A 24,948-nucleotide genomic window follows, 5' to 3' on the forward strand; every position below is an offset into this window, starting at 1 on the left:
ATGAATATCGGTCAGGCCGCCAAGCACACCGGGCTCAGCGCCAAGATGATCCGCTACTACGAAGCCATCGGCCTGCTGCCCAGCGCCGGACGCAGCGAAAGCGGCTATCGCCAGTACGGCGAGGATGACCTGCAACGCCTGCGCTTCATTCGCCGCGCCCGCGACCTGGGCTTTTCGCTCGCCGAGTCGGGCCGCCTGCTGGCGCTGTGGCACGACCGCGAGCGCGCCAGCGCCGATGTGAAGGCCCTGGCGGTGGAGCATATCGAGGCGCTCAACGGCAAGATCGCCGAGCTCGAAGCCCTGCGCGATACCCTGCAGACCCTGGTCGACCACTGCCAGGGCGACCACCGCCCCGACTGCCCGATCCTCGAGGATCTGCAGGCCGGCAGCAATTGCTGTCAGCCCGCGGCGACCCCCAGGGCCAGCCGCTGAAGGGCCGCACAATCGGCGACGAAATGATCGCTCAGCTCCGGCCAGGGATTGCTCGGCAGGTTGACCAGCACCGTGGCGGTACCGGCCGCACGGCCACAGGCCAGGTCGTGGCGGTGGTCACCGACCATCACCATGTCCCGGGTTGCGACCTGCCAGCGATCGGCCAGGTGCAGCAGGCCACCGGGGTCGGGTTTGGGCGGCGCCTCGTCGCGGCCGAGGATGTCGTCCGGCACGAAGCAATCGTCGAGGCCGATGGCCTGCAGGGTCAGCAGCGCCAGCTCCCGGGCATTGCGGGTGAGGATACCGAGGCGCAGGCCACGGGCGTGCAGGCCACGCACCAGGGCCACGGCGCCAGCAGCCGGGCGTGAGGCGATGGCCAGCTCGCGTTCGTGCTCGAGCAACCAGGCGTGCTTGGCCTCAGACACCTCCGGTGGCAAGGCGGCCAGGTGATGGAGGATGTCGTCGTCGGGCGGGATGTCCAGCGCCACGCGAATGGCGGCGAAATCGTGCACGGCAATGGTCAGGGTGCCGTCCATGTCGAAAACCCAATGGGTGTAGCGCTGCAGGCTCATCGCCCCTCCGGCAAGCATGGAATCGAGGCCGCAGCATAACTGCTCGCTAGCGGCTGATCACGGCCCCACCTCAGCGCCAGTCCTCGCGCAAACGGATCAACCCTTCCTGGGCCACCGAGGCGACCAGCTGGCCCTGGCGGTTGAATACGCTGCCGCGCGAGAAGCCGCGGGCGTTGCCGGCCCAGGGGCTGTCCATGGCGTAGAGCAGCCAGTCGTCCATGCGCAGGTTGCCGTGGAACCAGATGGAGTGATCGAGGCTGGCCACCTGCATGAACTTCTGCCACACCGACACGCCGTGGGGCAGCATCGAGGTGGTCAGCAGGTTGAAATCCGAGGCGTAGCCCAGCAGGTACTTGTGGATGGCCGGTGTGTCGGGCAGCTCGCCATCGGCGCGGAACCACACGTACTTGGCCGGCTCGCTGACCTGGGGCGCGAACGGGTTGTCGACGGTGACCGGACGAATCTCGATGGGTTTGTCGAACAGCACACGCTCGCGCACCCGCGGTGGCAGAGAGTCGGCCACCAGGCTGGCCAGTTCGGTTTCCGAACGCAGCCCTTCGGGGCCCGGCACGTCGGGCATCTGCACCTGGTGGTGGAAGCCCTCTTCCTGATACTGGAACGAGGCGCTGCAGGTAAAGATCGCCTTGCCCTTCTGCACCGCCGTTACCCGGCGGGTGCTGAAGCTGCCGCCGTCACGCACCCGGTCGACCTGATAGACCACCGGCAAGGCGGCGTCGCCTGGGCGCAAAAAGTAGCCGTGCAGCGAATGCACATGGCGGTCGGCCTCGACCGTCTGGGTGGCCGCCGACACGCACTGGCCAAGCACCTGACCACCAAAGAGCTGGCGAAAGCCCAGATCCTGGCTGACGCCACGGAACAGGTTTTCCTCGATGGCTTCCAGACTCAGCAGTGCCACCAACTCTTGCAGGACTTGACTCATAACGGTTCTCCACGAGCCCTACCCAGGGCAATGCTGCGAACCGCGCGGGCTGCGCGGACGGTGAATGGTAATGCCTTTGCCGGCGCTCAGGAATCGCGCCGTGGTGTCACTGACGACAGGTCAGCCCTGCTTCGGCCATTTGCCACGGGGCATCTCGTACAGCAGGTGTCGGCGCAGCGGATGCCCAGGGGCCAGCGCCGGATGCTCGAACTCGCCGGCCGGCTGCATGCCGAGGGCCTGCATCACCCGCTGCGACGGTGCATTGCTCAGCGTGGTGAAGGCCACCACGCGATCCACCCCCAGGCGCGTAAAGGCAAAATCCAGTGAGGCCCGCGCCGCTTCCCTGGCAAGGCCCAGCCCCCAGAATGCCGGCGACAGGCGCCAGCCGATCTCCACTGCCGGCGTGAAGCTCGCCTCGAACCCGACCTGGGCCAGCCCGGTCATGCCGACGAAGCGACCATCCTCGCGGTGCCACAGTGACCAGAAGGTGAAGCCGTGCTGTGCGAAGTGCGCTTGCAGGCGGGTGAGCAACGCCTGGCTCTGCTGGCGGCTCAGGGGCGCCGGGAAATGGCGCATCACTGCCGGATCCGCACACAGCGTGGCCAGCTCGTCCAGGTCCTGGTCACGCCAGGCGCGCAGATGCAGGCGCGGCGTCTGCAGCTCTGCTCCTCCTTTCTCGCTTCTCATGCATACTGCCTCAGGTTCACCCAATGGCCGCCATTGTATGCCCCTGCCGCTGATCTACCACGACGACTACAGCCCACCGTTTCCCAACGGCCACCGCTTCCCGATGGAGAAATTCCGCCTGCTGCGCGACCACCTGGTGGCCAGCGGGTTGACCCGGGATGAGGATTTGCTGCGCCCGCAGATCTGCCCGGCGGACATTCTCGCCCTCTGCCACTGCCCCGCCTATATCGAGCGCTACCTGAGCGGCGCGCTGAGCCATGAAGACGGGCGCCGCCTCGGCCTGCCCTGGAGCCCGGCGCTGGCACAGCGCACCGTACGTGCCGTTGGCGGTTCGCTGCTGGCCACCGAGCAGGCGTTGCAATACGGCCTGGCCGGCCACCTGGCCGGCGGCACCCACCATGCCCATTACGATTACCCGGCCGGCTTCTGCATCTTCAACGACCTGGCGGTGATCGCCCGCTACCTGCTGGAAAGCGGCAAGGCCGGACGCGTGCTGATCTTCGACTGCGACGTGCACCAGGGCGATGGCACCGCGCGACTGCTGGAGGACGTACCCGACGCGGTCACCGTCTCCCTGCACTGCGAGCAGAACTACCCGGCACGCAAGGCCACCAGCGACTGGGACATCCCGCTGCCCCGTGGCATGGGCGACGCCGATTACCTCAAGGTGGTCGACGATACCCTGGCTTACCTGCTGGCGTTGTACCAGCCGGACATCGTGCTCTACGACGCCGGCGTCGACGTGCACCAGGACGACGCCCTGGGTTACCTGCAGCTCACCGATGCCGGCGTAGCGGCTCGCGACGAGGCCGTGCTCAACCACTGCCTGGGCCGCGACATTCCTGTGGTCGGCGTTATCGGCGGCGGTTACAGCCAGGACCGCCACGCCCTGGCCCGCCGCCACGGCATCCTCCACCACAGTGCCGCGCGGGTATGGCAGCAGCGAGGGCTCGGGTAAACTTCGCCCTTTGCCCTGCCGATGCCGCCATGACCGACTCTTTCCCGCCCACCGCCCACTCGGTCGCCATCATCGGCGGCGGCCCTGCCGGCCTGATGGCCGCCGAAACCCTGGCGCTCGCCGGGGTGCGGGTCGACCTCTTCGACGCCATGCCTTCGCTGGGCCGCAAGTTTCTGCTGGCCGGCGTCGGCGGCATGAACATCACCCATTCCGAGGCCTACCCGGCCTTCGTCGGCCGCTATGGCGAGCGCGAGCGGGAAATCCATGCCCTGCTGCAAAGCTTGGATGCCGATGCGCTGCGCCAATGGATCCACGGTCTGGGCATCGACACCTTCGTCGGCACCTCGGGCCGCGTCTTCCCAATCGACATGAAAGCCGCTCCGCTGCTGCGCGCCTGGCTCAAGCGCCTGCGCGAGGCCGGCGTGCAGCTGCATACCCGGCACCGCTGGCTGGGCTGGAACGGAGACAGCAGTCTGCGCGTGGCCAGCCCCGAGGGTGAGCGTGCGGTGCGCGCCGATGCGGTGCTGCTGGCCCTGGGCGGTGGCAGCTGGCCGCGGCTCGGCTCCGACGGCAGCTGGGTAGCGCACTTGCAGCAGGCTGGCGTGCCCGTCGCGCCACTGCAACCGAGCAACTGCGGTTTCGATGTCGAGGCGTGGAGCCCGTTGCTGCGCGAGAAATTCGCCGGCGCGCCGCTGAAGAACGTGGCGCTACGTTTGCCGGGCGAAGCGCCGCGCCCAGGCGAGTTCGTGCTCACCGCCACCGGCATCGAGGGCAGCCTGGTGTACGCCCTGTCCGCGGGGATTCGCCAGCGCATCGCCCGCGACGGCAGCTGCACGGTGCATCTCGACCTGCTGCCGCAACGCAGTGAAGACGTATTGAGCAAGGCCTTGAGCAAACCCCGTGGCGCGCACTCCATGGCCAAGCACTTGCATCGTCAGGCCGGCCTGGACGGCGTGAAGGCGGCGCTGCTGCGCGAGCTGACACCTGCCGAGCAGTTCGCCGATCCTCAGCGTTTGGCGGCCGCCATCAAGGCGTTGCCCATCACCCTGTGCCAGCCACGCCCCGTCGAAGAGGCGATCAGCAGCGCCGGCGGCGTGCCTTTCGAAGCCCTCGACGCCAACCTGATGCTGACCGCCCTGCCCGGCACCTTTTGCGCCGGCGAGATGCTCGACTGGGAAGCGCCCACCGGCGGCTACCTGCTCACCGCCTGCTTCGCCAGCGGCCGCGTGGCCGGCCTGGGCATATTGCGCTGGCTGCGGGCCAGAACCCGATAATCCAAGGAACAGGAAATCCCATGCTCACCAGCTTGCAACTCAAGACCTTCGTTCCCGCCAGGGATTATCCACTGAGCCAGGCCTTCTACACCGCCCTGGGTTTCAAGGCGGCGTGGCACACGGATGAAATGAGCTACTTCAGCCACGGCGAGCACTGCGCCTTTGTGCTGCAGAACTTCTACGTGAAGGAGCAGGCGGAGAATTTCGTCATGCACCTGATGGTCGATGACGTGCAGGCCTGGTGGGCTCATGTGCAGGAGGAGAACATCGGCAAGCGCTTCGGCGTGCGCACCATCGCCCCCGAAGACCAGCCCTGGGGCATTCGCGAGTTCATCGTCTTCGACCCGAGCGGCGTGCTGTGGAAGATCGGGCAGAGCATCTGAAGCCCTCAGGCTATGAGCCGGAAGGTTTGGGCCTCCAATCCTCGCCCGGCATGATCCTGCACATATACTGATCGAACATCGGTACGGTAAATGCTGTATCGCCGTGGGTAGGGCTCCAGATCATGCCCTTGCCAATGAGGGCACTACGGACAGGCCCGAGTGACTGGCTCGTACGTCCCAGGGCGGCGGCTATGTCACCTGAGCGATGTGGCCCTTCTCCAAGCGAAGCCATGGCACGTAAATAAATCTTCTCGGCCAAGGTCATTCGGTCAAATCGTACTCGGAAAAAACTTTCATCGAGGGCGGCAACCGCATAGAGCGAAGCACTCTCGACATCAGCCAAGCTGATGTGATCGTCACTCGCCGCATCCCAGGCGCTACTGCCCCACTCCTGAATGAAGTACGGGTAGCCGCGCGTGACCTGAACGACCTTATCGGCAGCATCGGGATCAACCACAACGCCTTCATCCCGCGCAGGCTTTACAAAAGCCAACCGCGCTTGTGGCGGCTCTAGCGGGCCGATTTCCGGATAATCGAAAAGCCGCTCGGCGTAAGACTTGGCATTGCCAGCACGACCTCGAAGCTGGGGCAAGCCAGCGCCAACAAGGGTAACCGGCAAGGCTAGCTGAGAAACCCGATGCAGCCCAGTGATCAATGCTGCGAGCTGATCCTCCGCAACGTACTGCAGCTCATCCACAAAAATAACCAGTGCGGTACCCGCCGCTTTGGCCACCCTACCAAGCTGTACCAGCAGAGCAGTCAGGTCCCCCTCAAGGTCGCCGTTGTCCGCAAGACCTGCTTCAGGCTCATAGTCGATACCCACTTCAATATCGCCGAACTTCACCTTCAGGGCGCTGGCAAAACCTGCAAGCGCACGTAGCCCGGTAATGGCAGCATCCTTGGCAGCCTCCACACGGCTCAGTCGCAACAAAGCTATCCGTAACTGAGGGGCAAGTATCGCTGGCAGAGAGCGAGATTCAGGGGCTTCGACATAGACGGTATGAATGCTCTCTGCTTCAGCATCGCGCAGCATCTGGTTCAGCAGTACCGTCTTACCGACGCCGCGCAGCCCAACCATAATCACGCTTTTAGCGGGCCGGCCAACGCGAATTCGCGCAATGGCTACCCGCACTTGTTCGCGGAGCGCATCACGGCCGGCAAGCTCGGGAGGACGAGTACCTGCACCTGGTGAGTAAGGGTTGCGAACGGCGTCCATAAGAATCTCTAGCTAATTTAGGCAAATTATCAATAAAACATAATATAGCAATAATTAACTACATATCTTCTATCAGCATAGCTATCAGCCCTTTTAACGCCCGCCCTTCGGCTTGCCACCAAAGCTCGGTACCTTGCGGACGGCCTTGACCCGCGGTGCGGCAGGCTCGTCGCTTTCCATCCAGCGGCCCAGGCCGCCGGCTTTGCCACCGCCGACCACCTTGGGCTTTTTCGGCTTCTTGGGTTTTTTCACCACCAGCCCGCCGGCGACCGTCTGCGGCACGCGGTGGTCGGGGATGAAGTCCGGTTCGTCGACGCGCTGCAGGATCTGCTGGGTCAGCGCTTCGATGGCCGACAGCAGTTGCACCTCGTCGGCGCAGACCAGCGACACCGCCTGGCCCGTGGCGCCGGCGCGACCGGTACGGCCGATGCGGTGCACGTAATCCTCGGCGACCATGGGCAGGTCGAAGTTGACCACCAGCGGCAGGTCGTCGATATCCAGGCCGCGGGCGGCCACATCGGTAGCCACCAGCACGTCGACTTCGCCGGCCTTGAAGCGCTGCAGGGCGCGCAGGCGCGTGGGCTGCGGCTTGTCGCCATGGATCGAGTCGGCACGAATGCCTTCGGCGAGCAGCGCCTGCTCCAGTTCGTCGACACCCTTGCGGGTCTTGGCGAACACCAGCACCTGGGACCATTCCCTGCTGTGGTAAAGGTGCAGAAACAGCTCGGCCTTGCGCTTCTTGTCGACCGGAATCAGCCACTGCCTGACCGACTTGGCGGCGGCATTGCGCGGGCTGACTTCGATGCTCAGCGGGTCGCGCAGCATCTCCTTGGCCAGGGTACGGATGGCCTCGGAAAAGGTCGCCGAGAACAGCAGGGTCTGGCGCTTCTTCGGCAGGGCGGCGAACAGGTCGTCCAGCTCGCGGGCAAAGCCCAGGTCGAGCATGCGGTCGGCTTCGTCGAGCACCAGCACCTGCAACTGGGAAAACTTCACCGCGTTCTGGCGGTACAGATCGAGCAGCCGGCCGGGGGTGGCGACCAGCACGTCGAGGCCCTTGCGCAGCTTCATCATCTGCGGATTGATGCTCACCCCGCCATACACCGCATAGCTGCGCAGCGGCAGGAACTGCGAGTAGGTCTGCACGCTCTGCTGCACCTGCTCGGCCAGCTCGCGGGTCGGCACCAGCACCAGGGCACGCACCGAATTGCTGGCCACCACCGGGCCTTCCATCATCAGGCGCTGCAGGATCGGCAGGGTGAAGGCGGCAGTCTTGCCGGTGCCGGTCTGCGCCGCGGCCATGATGTCGCGACCCCTGATGATCGGGCCGATGGCCTCGGCCTGGACGGGCGTCGGGGTCTTGTAGTCGAGGCCGTCTAGGCAGCGCAGCAGGGGTTCGATCAGGCCGAGGGAAGCGAAGGTCATGGCGGGCAACGTGGTGGGCAGTGGAGATGCCGCGCAGTTTAGCGCGTCCGGGTAGCAATCGCGCAGCCGTTGCAGCGCAGCGGACACCCGGCCCGGCTCGACGTCGAGCTACGCGGCGAGCAAGGCGCGCACCTTGGCGGCGGACAGGCCCTGCAGCTGGCGCAGGAAATCATGATCCACGGCGCTGCGGCCGTGCTGCTCGCGCAGCACCCTGCACAGGTGCAGGGTCAGGTTGGCGGCCATTTCCGCATCGGCCAGCGCCCGGTGCGCCTTGCCGGTATCGGGCAGCCGCGCCCAGCGATTGAGGTTGCCGAGTTTGTGGCTCGGCGCCCCCGGCAGCAGGCGACGCGACAGCAGCAGCGAGCAGGCGAAATGCTGCACCCGGGTCCGACCGATCAGGCCCAGTTCGGCGTCCCAGAACTTCTGGTCGAAAGACGCGTTGTGCGCCAGCATCGGGATGTCGCCGACGAACTCGGCGACCTCGTGCATCACCTCGGCGGCGGGCGGCGCGCTGCGTACCATGGCATTGCTGATGCCGGTCAGCTGCTCGATGAAGGGGGGCACCCAGGCGCCGCCGTTCATCAGGCTCTGGTAGCGGGCGGTGATCTGCCCGCCCTCGATGATCACCACGCCAATCTCGGTGGCGCGCGCCTGCTGGGCCGGCGACATGCCGGTGGTTTCGAAGTCGATGACAGCGATGGGTTTCACGTAACGCCTCAGTGTTTGAGCAACAGATGGCCCTCGATGGGCACATAACGAGTGGCCGCGCGCACCAGTGACTGCGCGGTAAGCCCGGGCACGCCGTAGGCCACGGCCTCGACGCCGTGGCGCTGACGAATGCGCTCGAGCAGCTGGTCGAAATCGCCGTCACCGGAGGCCAGCACCACGCTGTCGACGTCCGCCGCGGCGTCCATCACGTCGAGGGTGATGCCCACGTCCCAGTCACCCTTGGCCGAGCCGTCGCTGCGCTGGATGTAGGGCTTGAGCTTCACCGTAAAGCCGAGGTTACGCAGGATCTGCTGGAACTGCTGCTGCTTGGGGTCGCCGCGGTCGATGGCATAGGCATAGGCCGCGACGATCTCGCCACCCGCCGCCAGCTCGTTCCACAACGCCGTGTAGTTGAAGTGGCAGCCATAGGCCTGGCGCACGGTGTAGTAGAGATTCTGTACGTCGGCGAACACGGCAATTTTCTTCACCGGACATCCTCACAAGGGCTCGCGCGGGTTGCACGGCGGCCAGTATGCCAGCCCAGCCCCCGCAGGTCGAAGGCAGCGCCCCGGCGGCGACGAACGTCATCGCTGGTGGCGGGCCAGTCACGCTCGTATCATGGCGGCCTGTTTTTTCTGGCTGCGACCCCCCATGAGTCCCCTCGACGCCCTGCGTGACGCCTGGTTCTTCTTCCGGCAGAACCTGTTGCAGATCCTCCTCCTTTGCCTGCCCTTGCTGCTGCTCGAAGCCTTCGTGAGCCTGCAGCTCGAAGTGCTGGTCGCCGCCGCCAAGGTGCCACTTTATGAGGTGCTGCTCGGCCTGTTCTTCTACCCGCTGTACAGCGCGGCGCTGATCCTGTTCATCGACGCCCGCAGCCGAGGCGAGCAACCCGGCAAGGGCGCGCTGCTGGCCATGAGCCTGAGCCTGTGGCCGCGCTTCGTGCTGCTGGCGGGCATCGGCACCCTGGCGATCATGCTTGGCATCTCGCTGTTCGTCCTGCCGGGGCTATGGCTGATGGTCCGGCTGGTGTTCGCCGACTACCTGCTGGTGCTGCGCGGCCTCACCCCGCTGCAGGCCCTGCACCAAAGCCTGCAGCTGACCCATGGGCACTTCTGGCCGATCTTCACCTGCGTGATGCTGGTTATGCTGCCGCCCTGGCTGGCCGGCCTATGGACCGCCGATATCGCCAGCGAACCGGCCGGGCGCCTGCTGCTGGACGTGTTGTTCGGCCTCTGCCAGTTGTTCACCACCGTGGTGGTGTTCCGTCTGTATATGCTGCGTGCCGACGACAACGCCGCGCGGCTGCCGTAACCTTCGGCTCTTTCACTGCATTCCACATCGAGACCAGCCCGTGGCAAGAAAATCGCGCAGAGAACTGGCCAAAGACCGCGGTGACCTCGCCGACTTGCCGGTGACGGTCAAGGACGTGGCGCTCAAGGCCGGCGTGTCGCCGATCACCGTGTCGCGGGCCATTCAGCGCCCGGAACTGGTCAGCGACGCCACCCGCCAACACGTGCTCGAAGTGGTGCGCGCCATGGGCTACGTGCCCAACCTGATGGCCGGCGCCCTGGCCACCAGCAAGAGCCGCCTGGTGGCCATCGTGCTGCCGACCATCGCCAACTCGATCTACGCCAGCGTGGTGCAGGCGATCATGGATCGCCTCGCCGAGGCCGGCTACCACACTCTGGTCGGTCCCAGCGGCTATGTGCCGGAGCAGGAAGAAGCCTTGCTGGCCGCCATCCTTGGTCGCCGCCCGGATGGCATCGTGCTGACCGGCACCTTCCATACCCGGGCCAGCCGCGAGCGCCTGGCCTGCGCCGGCATCCCGGTGGTCGAGGCCTGGGACCTGAGCGACGACGGCCTGGACATGCAGGTGGGGTTTTCCCACGAACAGGTCGGCGCCGCCGTGGCCGAGCACTTCTTTGCTCGCGGCTACAAACGCTGGGCGGTGATCGGCGTCGACGACCCCCGCGCGCTACGTCGCTGCAACGCGGTGATCCAGCGCCTCGATATGCTCGGTGTAGATGCCGTGGCGGTGCAGACGCTGCCGCTACCGGCGACCTGGGAAGTGGGCCGCAAGGGCCTGGCCAACCTGCTCGATGCCGGCGAGCGACCCGACCTGATCTTCTGCAGTTCGGACACCGTCGCCCTCGGCGTGCTGGCCGAAGCAGCTACCCGCGGCCTGAACGTGCCGGGCGACCTCGCCGTACTCGGTTTTGGCGACACCCTCAACGGCCAGTTCGCCAATCCGGCCCTTTCCACCGTCAGCGTCAATGCCACCGAAATGGGCAATCAGGTCGCCGAAGCCCTGCTACGCCGCTTCCGCGGCCAGCCCGCCGAGCCAAGCGTGGATACCGGCTTCGCGATCATCGAGCGCGCCAGCACCGTCTAAGGCAAAACCGCCTCTCGTAGCCTGCGGTTGAGCGAAGCGATACCCAGGGTTGCAATGTCCGGGCCGCCATGCCCCAGGTGTCGCTGCGCTCGACCCGGGCTACGAACTGTGGAGTAGGCGGAGACGCCTGTCCATGCCCGCGGAAGCGTTGCGAACCCCATAAAACCATTGATGGGTTGCACCTGCGCGGCCCGACCCATCCTACGTCTATGAGCACATGGGCATGCATCGCACCTTAAATTTCCGCTTGAATGATAACGTTATCTGAATATCATGATAACGTTATCTTAGGTACTGCGCCGCGAGGCAGCCATACCAACCGCAACGCCAACAACGGCAAAGGAACCACGCGATGAACAATAACAACACCCATGCAGGTACCCCGGTCATCACCACCCTCGAGGTCATTCCGGTGGCCGGCCATGACAGCCTGCTGCTCAACCTGAGCGGCGGCCATGCACCTTTCTTCACCCGCAACCTGCTGATCCTGCGCGACAACGCCGGCCATGTCGGCGTCGGTGAAGTGCCAGGTGGCGAAGCCATCCGCCAGACCCTGGAAGACGCCCGCCAGCTGCTGGTCGGCCAACCAATCGGCCACTACCAGAAACTCCTCGGCCAGGTACGCCAGGCCTTCGCCGACCGCGACGCCGGGGGCCGCGGCCTGCAGACCTTCGACCTGCGCATCACCATCCACGCCGTCACCGCCGTGGAGGCCGCCCTGCTCGACCTGCTCGGCCAGTATCTGGATGTGCCGGTTGCCGCCCTGCTCGGCGAAGGCCAGCAGCGCGATGCCGTGGAGATGCTCGGCTACCTGTTCTACATCGGCGATCGCCAGAAGACCGACCTGCCCTATCGCCAGGAAGCCAATGCCGACAACGCCTGGTTCCAGGCACGCAACGAGGAAGCGCTGGACGCCAGGGGCGTGGTGCGCCTCGCCGAAGCCGCCTACGAGCGTTACGGCTTCAAGGACTTCAAACTCAAGGGCGGCGTGCTGCGTGGCGACGAGGAAATCGAGGCGGTCACCGCCCTGGCCGAGCGTTTTCCGGAGGCACGTATCACCCTCGACCCCAACGGTGCCTGGTCACTGGCCGAAGCCATCCGCCTGTGCCGCGACCAGCACCACGTGCTCGCCTACGCCGAAGACCCCTGTGGCGCCGAGAACGGCTACTCGGGCCGCGAGGTGATGGCCGAGTTCCGCCGTGCCACCGGCCTGCCCACCGCGACCAACATGATCGCCACCGACTGGCGGCAGATGGGCCATGCGATCCAGTTGCAATCGGTGGACATTCCCCTGGCCGATCCGCACTTCTGGACCATGCAGGGTTCGGTGCGCGTGGCGCAGATGTGCAACGACTGGGGCCTGACCTGGGGCTCGCATTCGAACAACCACTTCGACGTGTCCCTGGCCATGTTCACCCACGTGGCAGCCGCCGCGCCGGGCAAGATCACCGCCATCGACACCCACTGGATCTGGCAGGACGGCCAGCACCTGACCAAGGAGCCGCTGCGTATCGAGGGCGGCCTGGTGCAGGTGCCGAAAAAGCCGGGCCTGGGTGTGGAGCTGGACATGGACGCCGTGGCCAAGGCTCACGAGTGCTACAAGGGCATGGGCCTGGGCGCGCGCAACGATGCGGTGGCCATGCAGTACCTGATCAGCGGCTGGACCTTCGATAACAAGAAGCCTTGCCTGGTGCGCTGAGCGGGGATGCATTGCGCTCAGATGGTGGGCTGAAGCGGATCGCCGCCCGGCCCACCCTACGGCCGAACGCAGGCCCCTGTGGGAGGGCGCCATGCGCCCGAATCGCGGGCATGGACCAGGGGTCCCCGCCCGCTCCCACGGATATGGGGCAGGGCCTGCTGTAATGTTTGCTATCGCCCGTCGCCCTGGTGGCCCTAGCCATGATTGAGCTGCGCCTTGAGGCGATCACGAAAGCTCTGGATCAGCGGCTCGCGTGAGCGGCCGCGGCGCAGCGCCAGGGTAAAGGGGGCCTGGTAGCCGAAGGTGGTGGGCAGCAGCACCTTCAGGCGCTTCTGCTCCGCCCACTGCTGGGCGTAATGTTCGGGCAGATAACCGATATAGGCGCCGGACAGCACCAGAATCAGCTGGGCCTCCATCGATTCCACCGTTGCCGCGCTGTGCTTGAAGCCGTGGCGCGCCAGCTCGGTCTGACTCCAGTAGCCGCGGCCGACCATGCGCTGCTGGGTGATCACTTCTGCCGGAATCTGCCGCTGGGTATACAGCGGGTGCCGGTCGCTGCAATACAGCCAGTGCTGCTCGCGGTACAGCGCCTGGTAGATCAGCCCGTTGGTGCGCACCGAGAAGGCGCCGATGGCCAGGTCCAGGCGATTCTCCAGCACGCCGAGTTGCAACTCGGCCGGGCTGAGCACCGCCAGGTGCAGGTGCACGGCCGGGTGTTCCTGGCTGTAGGCACCGATCACCTCGGCCAGCGGCAGGGAAGGATCGCTGACCGTCGAATCCAGCACGCCAAGGTTCAGGGTGCCGCGCAGCTCGCCCTTGAGCGCTGCCCAATAACGCTCGAAGCCTTCCAGTTCGGCCAGCAGCCGCAGGGCTTCCTGGTGGAACAGCTCGCCCTTGCTGGTCAGGCTGAACCCACCGCGCCCGCGGTGGCAGAGCACGAAACCCAGCTGCGCCTCCAGTTGGCTCATGTAGGTGCTGATCGCCGAGGTGGACAGGTTCAGCTCCTGCTGCGCCGCGGCAAAGCCCTGGTGGCGCACGACGCAGGCGAACAGGCGCAGCAGCTTGAGATCAGGCATCGGAAAACCATGACGGTGGCGGAAGCGGACACATGCTAAAGCCTGGCGTTTAGTTTAGGAATTTCTGAACTGATTATTTGCCACGGCGGATTCTTCCCGCCGCCAACCCTGACCAGAATCGGGCCACGACAACCACAAGAACTGCGAGGCCCCCGTGGACAACTCCCTCCACCAGCCCCTGGGCGGCAACGAAATGCCCCGTTTCGGCGGGATCGCCACCATGCTGCGCCTGCCCCACGTGCAGGCAACCGAGGAGCTGGACAAGCTCGACGCCGCCTTTGTCGGCATTCCCCTGGATATCGGCACCTCCCTGCGCTCCGGCACCCGCTTCGGGCCACGGCAGATCCGCGCCGAATCGGTGATGATCCGCCCCTACAACATGGCCACCGGCGCTGCGCCCTTCGACTCCCTCAACGTGGCCGACATCGGCGACGTGGCGATCAACACCTTCAACCTGCTCGACGCCGTGCGCCTCATCGAGGCGCACTACGACCGCGTGCTCGAGCACGACATCATCCCGCTGACCCTGGGAGGCGACCACACCCTGACCCTGCCGATCCTGCGCGCCATGCACAGGAAGTACGGCAAGGTCGGCCTGGTACACGTCGATGCCCACGCGGATGTGAACGACCACATGTTCGGCGAGAAGATCGCCCACGGCACCACCTTCCGCCGCGCCCAGGAAGAAGGCCTGCTCGACAGCCAGCGCGTGGTGCAGATCGGCCTGCGCGCCCAGGGTTACACCGCCGACGATTTCAACTGGAGCCGCCGCCAGGGCTTTCGCGTGGTGCAGGCCGAAGAGTGCTGGCACAAATCCCTCGCCCCGTTGATGGAAGAGGTGCGCGCCAAGGTCGACGGCGGCCCGGTGTATCTGTCTTTCGATATCGACGGCATCGACCCGGCCTGGGCGCCCGGCACCGGCACCCCGGAAGTCGGCGGCCTGACCACCATCCAGGCGCTGGAAATCATCCGCGGCTGCCACGGCCTGAAGCTGATCGGCTGCGACCTGGTCGAGGTCTCTCCACCCTACGACACCACCGGCAACACCTCGCTGCTCGGCGCCAACCTGCTCTACGAAATGCTCTGCGTACTGCCGGGCGTGGTGCGCAAATGAGCCACGCGCTCGCCCGGTAGCCCCGGTTTCACATCACCGAACAACCCGAGCGGGCCAGCAGAAGCCCGCCGTGGCGCGTTACCCGTTCGCGGGTCATGGAGCGCACTTCGCTCCGCGCGGCCCTGCCGCACTGCCCAAGCACCACTACCCGACGGCTGTCGGGGGTGAATAACAAGGTCGGCGCCATGGCGCCACCCTGACAAGAATCGTGACAGGCGCTGGAGAAACACATGATCCTGGATATATCCGTAGTGCTGATTTACGCCGCCGGCATGCTGCTGCTCGGCTGGTATGGCATGCGCCGCGCGCGCAGCCAGGAAGATTACCTGGTGGCCGGCCGCAACCTCGGCCCGGCCTTCTACATGGGCACCATGGCCGCCACCGTGCTGGGCGGCGCCGCCACCGTCGGCACCGTGCGCCTGGGCTACGTGCATGGCATTTCCGGGTTGTGGCTGTGCGCCGCCCTGGGCGCCGGCATCATCGTGCTCAACCTGTTTCTGGCCAAGCCGCTGCTCAAGCTGCGCATCTTCACCGTCACCCAGATCCTCGAGCGGCGCTATACGCCGGCGGCGCGCCAGGCCAGCGCGGTGGTGATGTTCGCCTACGCGCTGATGATCGCCGTGGTTTCGGTGCTGGCCAGCGGCACCGTGCTACAGGTGCTGTTCGACCTGCCGTTCTGGGTGGCCATCCTGATCGCCGGCGGCGTGGTGGTGACCTACTCGAGCATCGGCGGCATGTGGTCGCTCACGCTGACCGACATCGTGCAGTTCGCGATCAAGACGGTCGGCCTGATGTTCGTGCTGCTGCCCATCTGCCTGTACCGCGTCGGCGGCTGGGACGACCTGGTAGCCAAGCTGCCGGCGAGCGCCTTCAGCCTGACCACCATCGGCTACGACACCATCCTCACCTACTTCCTGATCTACTTCTTCGGCATCCTTATCGGCCAGGACATCTGGCAACGGGTGTTCACCGCTCGTAGTGAAAAGGTGGCCCGGGTGGCCGGCAGCCTGGCCGGGGTGTATTGCGTGCTCTACGGGCTGGTCGGCGCGCTGATCGGCATGTGCGCCAAGGTGCTGCTGCCTGACCTGGCCAATGCCAACAACGCCTTCGCCGCGATCGTGCAGAGCGCCCTGCCGGACGGCATTCGCGGCCTGGTGATCGCCGCCGCCCTGGCCGCGATGATGTCCACCGCCAGCGCCGGCCTGCTTGCCGCCTCGACCACGGTGACCGAAGACCTGCTGCCCAAGCTGCGCGGCGGTCGCCCGTCGAGCCTGGGCACGGCCCGCCTGTTCACCCTGCTCACCGGCCTGGTGGTGCTGGCGATCTCCCTGGTGGTCAATGACGTGATCGGTGCACTGACCCTGGCCTATAACCTGCTGGTGGGCGGCATCCTGATCCCCATCCTCGGCGCCATCTACTGGAAGCGCGCCACCACCAGCGGCGCCATCGCCAGCATGACCCTGGGCTGCGCGACGGCCCTGGCATTCATGTTCAAGGATGGCCTGGAAGCCAATACGCCGATCTACTACAGCCTGGCGGTCGGCCTGCTGGCCTTCGTCATCGGCAGCCTGCTGAGCCGCCCCCAGGCGCGGGCCGCCAGCCTCGCCTGAGCCAACCCCCTTGCAGGTGCCGGCGCTGCTGCCGGCACCGTCAGATCCATCACCTAGGAGCCAGCATGACCACCTGCGGTGAATTTCTCGTCAAGCAGTTGCAGGCCTGGGGCGTCGACACCCTGTTCGGCATTCCCGGCGTGCACACCATCGAGCTGTATCGCGGCCTGCCGGGCAGCGGCATCCGCCACGTCACGCCGCGCCACGAGCAGGGCGCCGGCTTTATGGCCGACGGCTATGCACGGGTGAGCGGCAAGCCCGGCGTGTGCTTCATCATCACCGGGCCGGGCATGACCAATATCGCCACGGCCATGGGCCAGGCCTACGCCGACTCGATCCCGATGCTGGTGATCTCCAGCGTCAACGAACGTGAACGCCTTGGCCGCGGCAACGGCTACCTGCATGAGCTGCCAGACCAACGTGCTTTGGTAGCCGGTGTCTGTGCGTTCAGCCATACGCTGATGAACGTCGACGAGTTGCCCGAGGTGCTGGCCCGCGCCTTTACGGTATTCGATGGCCAGCGGCCACGACCGGTGCATATCGAACTGCCGCTGGACGTGATCACCGCCCCGCCGACCACCTGCGCGTGCAACCACGGCTGGTCGCCCAACGCCCAGCGCCACAAGCCCAATTGATCAAACAGGCGGCCCAGCGACTACGCCAGGCCCGGCACCCACTGTTGCTGATCGGCGGCGGCTGCATCGCCCAGCCCGAGGCGGTGCGCCGGCTGGCCGAGGCGCTGGATGCGCCGACCGCGCTGACCATCAACGCCAAGGGCCTGCTGCCGGCAGCCCACCCGCTGCTGATCGGCAGCAACCAGTCGCTGCCGCCGGTACGCCGACTGGCGCTGGACGCTGACCTGGTACTGGCCATCGGCACCGAGCTGGGCGAGACCGATTACGACGTGGTGTTCGACGGCAACTTCAGGATCGGCGGCGAGCTGATCCGTATCGATATCGATGCCGAGCAATTGCAGCGCAATCACCCGCCTACATTGGCCATCCACAGCGATGCCGGTCTGGCCATCGAGGCGCTGCTGGGCCAGTTGCCGCAACGCGCCCGGGATGGCCAGAGCCCAGGGGCTGAACGGGCCAGCCTGGTTCGCCAACAACTGGCCGAGGAATTCAGCGGCTGGGCCCACTATCGCCGCCTGTTCGACTGCATTCTCGAGGTGCTGCCCGAGGCGCGCTTCGTCGGCGACTCGACGCAGACCGTGTACAGCGGTAACCACCTGGTCGAGCTGGACGGCCCGCGCCGCTGGTTCAACGCCTCCACCGGCTACGGCACCCTGGGCTATGGCCTGCCGGCGGCGATTGGCGCCAGGCTGGCGGAGCCGACGCGCCCGGTGATCAGCCTGATGGGCGACGGCGGCATCCAGTTCACCCTGCCGGAGCTGGCCAGCGCCGTGGAAGCGCGGGTCGGCATCATCGTGCTGCTGTGGAATAACCAGGGCTATGGCGAGATCAAGCGCTACATGCAGCGCCGCGACATCACCCCGCTGGGTGTGGACATCCATACCCCGGATTTTTTGACCATCGCCCGCGGCTTCGGCTGCCTGGCCGAACGCGCCCGCGACCACGCGCACCTGCAAAGCCTGCTGCGTGAGGCGCCAGACGACCGTCCGCTGCTGATCGAGCTGGCCGAGGCGCCACCGTTCGCGCCGTAAAAGCACGGCGCGGGCCGCTACTTGCGAGGCTTGGCTCGCGCCGTGGGCTCGGCGATCAGTGGGTCGTCGGGCCAGTAGTGTTTCGGATAGCGGCCCTTCAAATCCTTCTTCACCTCGGCATAGGTGGTGCGCCAGAAGTTGGCCAGGTCCTGGGTCACCTGCACCGGTCGCCGCGCTGGTGACAACAGATGCAGCAGCACCTGTTGCCGGCCATTGGCGATGCGCGGCGTTTCGGCCAGGCCGAACAGCTCCTGCAGGCGCACCGCCAACACCGGCGGGTGCTCGCTGTAATCCAGACCGATGCGCGAGCCGGACGGTACCGGCAGGCTGCGCGGCGCCCATTCGTCCAGGCGCTGGGGCAGCGGCCAGGGCAGCAGGGTCTGCAGCATCGCGTGCAGGTCGAGATTGCCGAAGTGGCTGAGCCGGGTGACCTTGCCCAGGTAGGGCGCCAGCCAGGTTTCCAGGCTGGCCAGCAACGCCGCATCGGAGACATCGGGCCAATCGCTGGCTGCCTGGTTTTGCAGATCGAGCCCGCGCAGCAGCATCACCCGCGCCTGCCACTGGCGCAGCTCCGGCGTCCACGGCAGCAGCGCCAGCCCTTTGCGCCGCACCAGGCCAAGCAGTGCCGTGGTGCGCGCCTCGGCATCCAGTCCCGGCAGCGCCTCGCAGCTCAGAACCAGATCACCCACCTTGCGCTGCCGCTCGGCGCGCAGCACACCTTCGCGTTCGTCCCATTCGAGCAGGTCAAGGCTGCTCACCTGCTCGGTCAGCACCGAATCGAACAGCGCCGGCTCCAGCTCGGCAGCCAGATAGATGCGCTCCTCGCGCTGGCCCTGGCGACTGCCCAGGTCGGCGACCACCAGCCAGGCGTGCTTCATCAAGGCATCTGCCTCGGCGAACTGCGCGGCGCGGCCATTGGCCAGGCGATAGTCGGCGCCGCCCTCGCGACGCTGACGGGCGATGCGATCCGGGTAGGCGAAAGCCAGCAGCGCGCCCAACCAGCGACCGTGCTCAGGATCGCTGACCGGCTCGCTGACCGGAACCCGGCGCAAGTAACCCTGAAACTGTTTGGCCAGTTGCCGGGCTCGCTGCACGCCACCCTGAGCGCCGCGCGCGGCCCGGCTCTCGCCCGACAGCAGCGCCAGGCGACTGTGCAGATCGGCACCGCCGCCTCGTTGTATGTCGCGCTCACCCAGCAGCGCCGCCAGGTCACAGGCCAGCTTACCGAGGCCAAGGGCCTGGCCGCGCAGCAACAGATGAGCGATGCGCGGATGGGCCGGCAGCTCGGCCATGGCCTGGCCGTGGGCGGTCAGCACACCGCGCTCGTCGAGTGCCCCGAGGCGCTGCAGCAGATCACGCGCCTGGGTGTAGGCGGCCGCGGGCGGCGGGTCGAGCCAGACCAGTTCACCCACCTCGACGCCCCAGCGCGCCAACTGCAGTGCCAGGCCCGCCAGGTCGGCCTGAAGAATTTCCGCCGCGCTGTATGCAGGCAATTGCTCGTGCTGGGCCTGGGACCACAGCCGGTAACAGGCACCCGGTTGCAGGCGGCCGGCGCGCCCAGCGCGCTGGGTGGCCGAGGCGCGGGAGATACGCCCGGTATCCAGGCGCGTCATGCCACTGCCCGGGTCGAAACGCGGTACCCGCGCCAGGCCGGCGTCGACCACCACGCGCACGCCGTCGATGGTCAGGCTGGTCTCGGCGATGTTGGTGGCCAGCACCACCTTGCGCAGCCCCGCCGGCGTCGGCTCGATGGCTGCGCGCTGGGCCGACAGTTCCAGCTCGCCATGCAGCGGGCAGACGCGCACGTCGCCTCGCCCGGCCAGCGCTTCGTCCAGTTGCTCGGCCACCCGGCGAATCTCCGCCTGACCGGGCAGGAATACCAGCAGGCTGCCCGGCTCGTCGTCCAGGGCCTGCAGTACCGTCTGCAGCACCCGCGGCTCCAGCCACTCGCCCGCCTGCCAGGGGGCACCCCAGCGAATATCCACCGGATACATGCGCCCTTCGCTGCGCAGCACTGGCGCGTCGCCCAGCAACCCGGCCAGGCGCTCGCCCTCCAGAGTCGCCGACATCAGCAGCACCTTGAGTGGCGCCTCGCCACTGTCGGCGCCGCGAAACATCGCCCGGCCATTGAGGGTCAGCGCCAGGGCCAGGTCGGCATCCAGGCTGCGTTCGTGGAATTCGTCGAAGATCACCAGGCCGACGCCTTCCAGCGCCGGGTCGTCCTGCAGGCGCCGGGCGAGGATGCCCTCGGTGACCACCTCGATGCGCGTGTTCGGCCCCACCTTGCTGTCCAGGCGGATGCGATAACCCACGGTCTCGCCGACCTGTTCCCCCAGCTCGCCGGCCAGGCGCTCGGCGGCGGCGCGGGCCGCCAGGCGCCGCGGCTCGAGCATGATGATGCGCTGCCCGGCCAGCCACGGCTGATCGAGCACGGCCAATGGCACGCGGGTGGTCTTGCCGGCGCCGGGCGGCGCTTCGAGCACCACTTCGTCGCGTTCGGCCAGGGCGCGGCACAGGTCGGGCAGCAGGGAATCGATCGGCAGGCTGTTCATCGGCGCTCCAGTTCAGGCCGGCGATTATACGGCGAACCGCACCCACCTTCGCCCGGTCGTATAACGTCGAAAGCTGCCGGTTGCTGCGCCGTAGCAGCTTTGCCATGCTCGCCTTGCTATAGTGGCGTCCACTTTTTCTGGAGGTGCTCGATGCGCACGAAATCCCGCGTTATCGGCGGCGTTCTCGCCGTTACTTTGGTCACTCAATTGTCCGCCTGCGGCACCATCTTCTTTCCCGATCGCCGCGGCCAGATCGAAGGCCGCATCGACCCCCTGGTCGCTGGTCTGAACGCCATCGGCATTCTCTTCTACGTGATCCCCGGCCTGATCGCCTTTGGCGTCGACTTCGCCACCGGCGCCATCTACCTGCCAGGCGGAGCCACCGCCCAGGTCGATACCCAGTCGCTGAAGAACGTGGTGGATGCCGACGGCAAGGTCGACACCGCCAAGCTCAAGGCGCTGATCGAAACCCAGACCGGGCACAACCTGCCACTCGACGACCCGCGCCTGATCCAGCACAGCGGCAGCGTCGAACAGCTGGCAGCCTATGGCCTGCGTCCTGCGGCCTGATTCACCGCGCAGCCCGTCAGCAATGACGGGCTCACCCCTGCCGCCCCCCCATGGATCACCCATGACCCTCGACCGCCAGCACGCCCGCCTGATGCGCCAGGCCACCGCCGCCGCACTCTGCGTGGCGCTGACCCTGGTGCTGTGCAAGGCCGTCGCCTGGTGGGCCAACGGTTCGGTCAGCTTGCTGGCCGGCCTTACCGATTCGCTGCTCGACAGCGCCGCCTCGCTGCTCAACCTGATCGCCGTGAACATCGCCCTGCGCCCCGCCGACGACGATCACCGTTACGGCCACGGCAAGGCCGAGGCGCTGGCCGGGCTGGGCCAGGCGCTGTTCATCGGTGCCAGCGCCATCCTGGTCGCCGTGCAGGGCTTCGAGCGCCTGCGCCAGCCGGAACCGCTGACCGCCCAGGCGCTGGGTATCGCGGTGATGGCGCTGTCCATGGCGCTGACCGTCGCCCTGCTGCTGTTCCAGCATCACGTGGTGCGCAAGACCGGCTCCACGGCGATCCATGCCGACTCCCTGCACTACCGCTCCGACCTGCTGCTCAACGGCGGCATCCTCCTTGCCCTGCTGCTCGCCTACCTGGGCTGGCAACAGGGCGACGCACTGTTCGCCATCGGCATCGCCGCCTACATCCTGTGGAGCGCGGTGAGCATCGCCCGCCGGTCGACCAGCGTGCTGATGGATCAGGAACTGGCCCCTGACGTCAGTACGCGCATGAGCGAACTGGCCTGCGCGGTGCCCGGGGTCATCGGTATCCACGACTTGCGCACGCGCCTCTCCGGTACCCGCTGGTTCGTGCAGCTGCACGTCGACCTGCCGGGCAGCCTCAGCCTCAACGAGGCCCACGCCCTGTGCGAGCAGGTGGAAGACGCCATCCGCGGCGAATTCGCCCAGGCCGAAGTGCTGGTGCATGCCGACCCGGTCGACGCTGCACCCTTTTGAGGCAGGCGATACGCCACCAGAAAAACACTGAACCGTCATTGCGAAAGGCCAGTCAGCTTCACTAAGCCCAAATGATTTGGGTTGGTCGCTCCCGGCTCTCCTCACCCTGAACCAGGGCGGCACCGGGGCTCAATTCGTGATGAGAGGATTACCACATGAAGCGCGTATCCATGTTCGTCATCGCCGCCGTTCTGGCTGCACCCGCATTCGCAGCCGATGACCTGTGCACCGTCAACCTGCAGAAGCTCGACAATGCCGTGGCCGCCAAGGCCACCCTGCCCGAGCCACTCAAGCAGCAGGTCCAAGAAGCCAAGAAGCAAGCCACCGACGCCCAGGCTGCTGGCGACCTGGAAGCCTGCGGTACCCACGCCGAGCGCGCTCTGCAGCTGCTCGACGCACCGGGTGATGATGGCAGCGGCGCGACCAGCTGATTGCCCGTCAGGCCGGCACCAATGCCGGCCTGATTGCAGCGTGCAGCGTACATCCGGGTCGACGCCACCAACCCTTTTGACGTACACTGCACGCCTTGCAGTTTCGGGGCCGATTAGGATTCGACGCCGGTAGCGAAGCTCGAGGTGCATGCCGACTTGGTAACAGAAGTCGTAAATCCACTGTTGCAACTTTCTATAGTTGCCAATGACGAAAACTACGAGGGCTACGCTCTCGCTGCGTAAGCGGCGCGACTAGTCCTTCTGGTAGCTTCGGCTCCAGCGATCACTAGGGGATGCCTGTAAACCCGAAGTGATTGTCATGCAGAACAGGATCGCCGCGTAGTACGTTGTGGACGAAGTGGCTAAAACTTACACAACTCGCCCAATGCACCCTGCCCGTCGGGCGGCTGAGGGTTAACTCAATAGACACGGCTAAGCATGTAGTACCGACAGTGGAGAACTGGCGGACGGGGGTTCAAATCCCCCCGGCTCCACCAAACAAACCCCTGATTTTCCTAGCGAAAGTCAGGGGTTTTTCTTTGGGTGTCGGAAAGTCGACAGGCTGAACATTGGATGCCACATCTGGTAATTTGCAGAGCCCCACCGCTGGCCGTTAACACTCGAAAAAGGGATTTCCATGAGAGCGTTTCTGATAGCAGGCCTGGCTTTGGCCGTCAGTGCCTGCGGCAACATTGCCAATATCCGTGCTTACTCCACGGCTTATGTGGAACCGGGATCAGGTGATACTGCACGGTTGCGCGTCATCACCAACGGCATGGCGCGTGGCGTACCGAGCAGCGATTGCATCGACTGGCGTGTCCCTGGGGCTGGGGTGATGGCCGTGTCCCAGTCTGGCTTTACCGAACAGAACAACGGCCGCGACCTGGGCATGCCCGCGAGTCGCCGCGAGGTCGGCGGGCAAGGGCTTGCGCGCAGCGAACTGAAAGTACCGGCAGGCAAGCCGTTCGCCATGAACTTCCAGAGCACGGGCTACGTGTCTGGTGGCTATTCCTATAGCTGCCAGCAGAGCTTTTCGCTTCACGCCAAAGGCGGGTCAGGACTACGAGCTGATCCTATTGGATAGTGGAGGGTGCGTGGTCGCGTTGGAGCGATTAAGCCCCGCTGGAAAGCTGAGAACGAGCCTGTTGAGAAGGCAGGTCTCTGTAGTGCACTGGATGCTTTCTAGCTCATAGCGAATGGCAAGGGCTCAGCCTAGTGCCGTGAAGCCGATGACCGAACAGCGGCGCAGGCCGCAGATCGCCACCACCATGATGCGCCGGCGGGGTGCCTTGGGAGATTGGGCGAATGCGCGGCCCTTCCATTCCTCGATCGACAGGCGCACTCACACTGCGCGCGCGTAGTGGCTGGGTGGCTGTCCGACATGCCTGGTGAATGCCACGCTGAACGCGCTGGTCGAGCCGTAGCCGATGCGTTCGGCGATCTCCGAAACGGACGATTCGCCACGACGCAGGAGTTCTTTCGCGATTTCCATCCGCCACGAGAGCAGGTACTCCATCGGCGCGACCCCGACCGTCCGCGTGAATCGATCAAAGAAGCTGGATCGCGATAGCGCAGCGATCTTGGCAAGTTGGGCAACCGACCAGCGCTGGTCAATATGTGCATGCATCTGCTTCAACGCGGTTGCTAATCGCTCATCGCCCAATCCACGGAGCAGGCCCGGCGGGGCGCTTCCCGATGTGGTGGAACGCATGGCTTCGACGAGCAGCATTTCGGCCAGCCGGGTACGCATGAAATCGCCGCCTGGTTTCCCATCTGCGGTCTCCTCGCCCACCATCTGCACGAGCTGCGCCAGCCGCATCGAACCCTGCACATGCACCACTTCTGGCAGCAGCGACACCAGCAAGCCCGGATCGGCGCAGTCGAATACGAACGAACCACCCAATGAGCGCATGTCGGGTAAGCCTGTCTGCTCGCCATAGCGCAATTCCTGCCCCTCCGGCACGTTGTCGGGATCCATGTGAACCGGGGACGCGGCGGCGAAGCTGGATATCGTGAAGCCGGGCGTCGTGGGCAGCAGCACGAAATCGCCGGCACTGAGCGTTATCGGCTCATGACCATCCACGGCCAGGCGGCAACTGCCTTCCAGCATGATGCAGAAACTGGGCTTACCAAATTCGGAGTAGCGCACTGCCCAGATACCCTTGCCGCTGATCAGGTTGGCGAATACAGCCTGCGGGTGCAGCAGCCGCACAACTTCGGAAAGAGGGTCACTCATCATGGACTAACACTAAATAAATAAGGATTATTTGATATCGATAATCCGGATAGCCTTTCTTATC

24 protein-coding genes, 1 other RNA gene and 1 pseudogene are annotated in these 24,948 nt (G+C 65.9%); 15 read left to right on the forward strand and 11 right to left on the reverse strand.

What is annotated here, in order from left to right; genetic code table 11:
- Positions 1–432, forward strand: a complete 432-nt coding sequence (gene cueR / locus SA190iCDA_RS21400) for a Cu(I)-responsive transcriptional regulator (protein ID WP_070887292.1) — start codon at positions 1–3, stop codon at positions 430–432.
- Here the strand turns inward: cueR and SA190iCDA_RS21405 are convergent.
- The 3 genes from SA190iCDA_RS21405 to SA190iCDA_RS21415 form a co-directional block, all read right to left on the reverse strand.
- Positions 399–1,004, reverse strand: a complete 606-nt coding sequence (locus tag SA190iCDA_RS21405) for an HAD family hydrolase (protein WP_070887291.1) — start codon at positions 1,002–1,004, stop codon at positions 399–401. The genes cueR and SA190iCDA_RS21405 overlap by 34 nt on opposite strands.
- 70 nt (positions 1,005–1,074) lie before the next feature.
- Positions 1,075–1,944 (reverse strand): acyl-CoA thioesterase II, encoded by an 870-nt coding sequence (gene tesB, locus SA190iCDA_RS21410; protein ID WP_070887290.1) that lies wholly within the window; start codon positions 1,942–1,944, stop codon positions 1,075–1,077.
- 120 nt (positions 1,945–2,064) lie between these two features.
- A complete protein-coding gene (locus SA190iCDA_RS21415) occupies positions 2,065–2,631 on the reverse strand; it encodes a GNAT family N-acetyltransferase (RefSeq protein WP_070887289.1) in 567 nt (188 codons plus the stop codon).
- A 37-nt stretch (positions 2,632–2,668) separates the two neighbouring features.
- Between SA190iCDA_RS21415 and SA190iCDA_RS21420 the strand changes: the two genes are divergently transcribed.
- Genes SA190iCDA_RS21420 through SA190iCDA_RS21430 form a run of 3 tightly spaced genes read left to right on the forward strand, consistent with a single transcriptional unit; the run spans position 2,669 to position 5,246 of the window.
- Entirely contained in the window at positions 2,669–3,589 is a 921-nt protein-coding gene (locus tag SA190iCDA_RS21420; protein WP_070887288.1) for a histone deacetylase, read from the forward strand.
- Between the two features lie 29 nt (positions 3,590–3,618).
- On the forward strand, positions 3,619–4,863 hold the full coding sequence (locus SA190iCDA_RS21425; protein WP_070887287.1) for a TIGR03862 family flavoprotein: 1,245 nt from the start codon (positions 3,619–3,621) through the stop codon (positions 4,861–4,863).
- 20 nt (positions 4,864–4,883) lie between these two features.
- Positions 4,884–5,246, forward strand: a complete 363-nt coding sequence (locus SA190iCDA_RS21430) for a VOC family protein (protein WP_070887286.1) — start codon at positions 4,884–4,886, stop codon at positions 5,244–5,246.
- A gap of 10 nt (positions 5,247–5,256) precedes the next feature.
- On the opposite strand, the gene SA190iCDA_RS21435 is transcribed toward SA190iCDA_RS21430, so the two are convergent.
- The 4 genes from SA190iCDA_RS21435 to SA190iCDA_RS21450 all read right to left on the reverse strand — a co-directional run bounded on the left by SA190iCDA_RS21435 (position 5,257) and on the right by SA190iCDA_RS21450 (position 9,080).
- Complete coding sequence (locus SA190iCDA_RS21435; RefSeq protein WP_070887285.1) at positions 5,257–6,462, reverse strand: ATP-binding protein; 1,206 nt, start codon at positions 6,460–6,462, stop codon at positions 5,257–5,259.
- 93 nt (positions 6,463–6,555) lie between these two features.
- On the reverse strand, positions 6,556–7,884 hold the full coding sequence (locus SA190iCDA_RS21440) for a DEAD/DEAH box helicase (protein ID WP_070887284.1): 1,329 nt from the start codon (positions 7,882–7,884) through the stop codon (positions 6,556–6,558).
- Positions 7,885–7,992: 108 nt separating this feature from the next.
- A complete protein-coding gene (locus tag SA190iCDA_RS21445) occupies positions 7,993–8,592 on the reverse strand; it encodes a PolC-type DNA polymerase III (protein WP_070887283.1) in 600 nt (199 codons plus the stop codon).
- 8 nt (positions 8,593–8,600) lie between these two features.
- Positions 8,601–9,080, reverse strand: a complete 480-nt coding sequence (locus tag SA190iCDA_RS21450; protein WP_070887282.1) for an NYN domain-containing protein — start codon at positions 9,078–9,080, stop codon at positions 8,601–8,603.
- Positions 9,081–9,243: 163 nt separating this feature from the next.
- On the opposite strand from SA190iCDA_RS21450, the gene SA190iCDA_RS21455 reads away from it, so the two are divergent.
- From SA190iCDA_RS21455 to gudD, 3 genes are all read left to right on the forward strand, one after another.
- Positions 9,244–9,903, forward strand: a complete 660-nt coding sequence (locus SA190iCDA_RS21455) for a YciC family protein (RefSeq protein WP_070887281.1) — start codon at positions 9,244–9,246, stop codon at positions 9,901–9,903.
- 40 nt (positions 9,904–9,943) lie between these two features.
- Positions 9,944–10,984 carry a LacI family DNA-binding transcriptional regulator gene (locus SA190iCDA_RS21460; protein WP_070887280.1) on the forward strand — a complete coding sequence of 347 codons (1,041 nt, stop codon included), beginning with the start codon at positions 9,944–9,946 and terminating at the stop codon, positions 10,982–10,984.
- A 352-nt stretch (positions 10,985–11,336) separates the two neighbouring features.
- A complete protein-coding gene (gene gudD, locus SA190iCDA_RS21465) occupies positions 11,337–12,683 on the forward strand; it encodes a glucarate dehydratase (protein WP_070887279.1) in 1,347 nt (448 codons plus the stop codon).
- A gap of 194 nt (positions 12,684–12,877) precedes the next feature.
- On the opposite strand, the gene SA190iCDA_RS21470 is transcribed toward gudD, so the two are convergent.
- Entirely contained in the window at positions 12,878–13,759 is an 882-nt protein-coding gene (locus SA190iCDA_RS21470) for a LysR family transcriptional regulator (protein WP_070887278.1), read from the reverse strand.
- A 154-nt stretch (positions 13,760–13,913) separates the two neighbouring features.
- Between SA190iCDA_RS21470 and speB the strand changes: the two genes are divergently transcribed.
- The 3 genes and pseudogenes from speB (at position 13,914) to SA190iCDA_RS21485 (ending at position 18,149) form a co-directional block, all read left to right on the forward strand.
- Entirely contained in the window at positions 13,914–14,873 is a 960-nt protein-coding gene (gene speB, locus SA190iCDA_RS21475) for an agmatinase (RefSeq protein WP_070887277.1), read from the forward strand.
- A gap of 230 nt (positions 14,874–15,103) precedes the next feature.
- Positions 15,104–16,483, forward strand: coding sequence for a sodium:solute symporter (locus SA190iCDA_RS21480; RefSeq protein ID WP_070887276.1), 1,380 nt, complete (start codon positions 15,104–15,106; stop codon positions 16,481–16,483).
- 65 nt (positions 16,484–16,548) lie between these two features.
- A pseudogene (locus tag SA190iCDA_RS21485) lies at positions 16,549–18,149 on the forward strand (5-guanidino-2-oxopentanoate decarboxylase).
- 17 nt (positions 18,150–18,166) lie between these two features.
- Here SA190iCDA_RS21485 and hrpB read toward each other — a convergent pair.
- On the reverse strand, positions 18,167–20,701 hold the full coding sequence (hrpB, locus tag SA190iCDA_RS21490) for an ATP-dependent helicase HrpB (protein ID WP_070887274.1): 2,535 nt from the start codon (positions 20,699–20,701) through the stop codon (positions 18,167–18,169).
- 150 nt (positions 20,702–20,851) lie between these two features.
- Here hrpB and SA190iCDA_RS21495 point away from each other — a divergent pair, with 150 nt between their 5' ends.
- From SA190iCDA_RS21495 to SA190iCDA_RS21515, 5 genes are all read left to right on the forward strand, one after another.
- A complete protein-coding gene (locus SA190iCDA_RS21495) occupies positions 20,852–21,271 on the forward strand; it encodes a polyribonucleotide nucleotidyltransferase (RefSeq protein ID WP_070887273.1) in 420 nt (139 codons plus the stop codon).
- Between the two features lie 61 nt (positions 21,272–21,332).
- Positions 21,333–22,217 carry a cation diffusion facilitator family transporter gene (locus SA190iCDA_RS21500; protein WP_070887272.1) on the forward strand — a complete coding sequence of 295 codons (885 nt, stop codon included), beginning with the start codon at positions 21,333–21,335 and terminating at the stop codon, positions 22,215–22,217.
- A 155-nt stretch (positions 22,218–22,372) separates the two neighbouring features.
- Complete coding sequence (locus SA190iCDA_RS21505) at positions 22,373–22,648, forward strand: hypothetical protein (protein ID WP_070887271.1); 276 nt, start codon at positions 22,373–22,375, stop codon at positions 22,646–22,648.
- A gap of 105 nt (positions 22,649–22,753) precedes the next feature.
- Positions 22,754–23,145: a transfer-messenger RNA gene (ssrA, locus tag SA190iCDA_RS21510) on the forward strand.
- A gap of 140 nt (positions 23,146–23,285) precedes the next feature.
- The gene (locus SA190iCDA_RS21515; RefSeq protein WP_170833977.1) at positions 23,286–23,732 is read left to right on the forward strand and encodes a hypothetical protein; all 447 of its coding nucleotides are present in this window, start codon (positions 23,286–23,288) and stop codon (positions 23,730–23,732) included.
- A gap of 123 nt (positions 23,733–23,855) precedes the next feature.
- On the opposite strand, the gene SA190iCDA_RS23190 is transcribed toward SA190iCDA_RS21515, so the two are convergent.
- Together SA190iCDA_RS23190 and SA190iCDA_RS21520 are read right to left on the reverse strand one after the other, a co-directional pair.
- On the reverse strand, positions 23,856–23,990 hold the full coding sequence (locus SA190iCDA_RS23190; protein WP_268963860.1) for a hypothetical protein: 135 nt from the start codon (positions 23,988–23,990) through the stop codon (positions 23,856–23,858).
- Entirely contained in the window at positions 23,991–24,887 is an 897-nt protein-coding gene (locus SA190iCDA_RS21520) for an AraC family transcriptional regulator (protein WP_236100947.1), read from the reverse strand.
- Positions 24,888–24,948: the final 61 nt, after the last annotated feature.

This window comes from Pseudomonas argentinensis (genome assembly GCF_001839655.2).
Taxonomy (GTDB): domain Bacteria; phylum Pseudomonadota; class Gammaproteobacteria; order Pseudomonadales; family Pseudomonadaceae; genus Aquipseudomonas; species Aquipseudomonas argentinensis_B.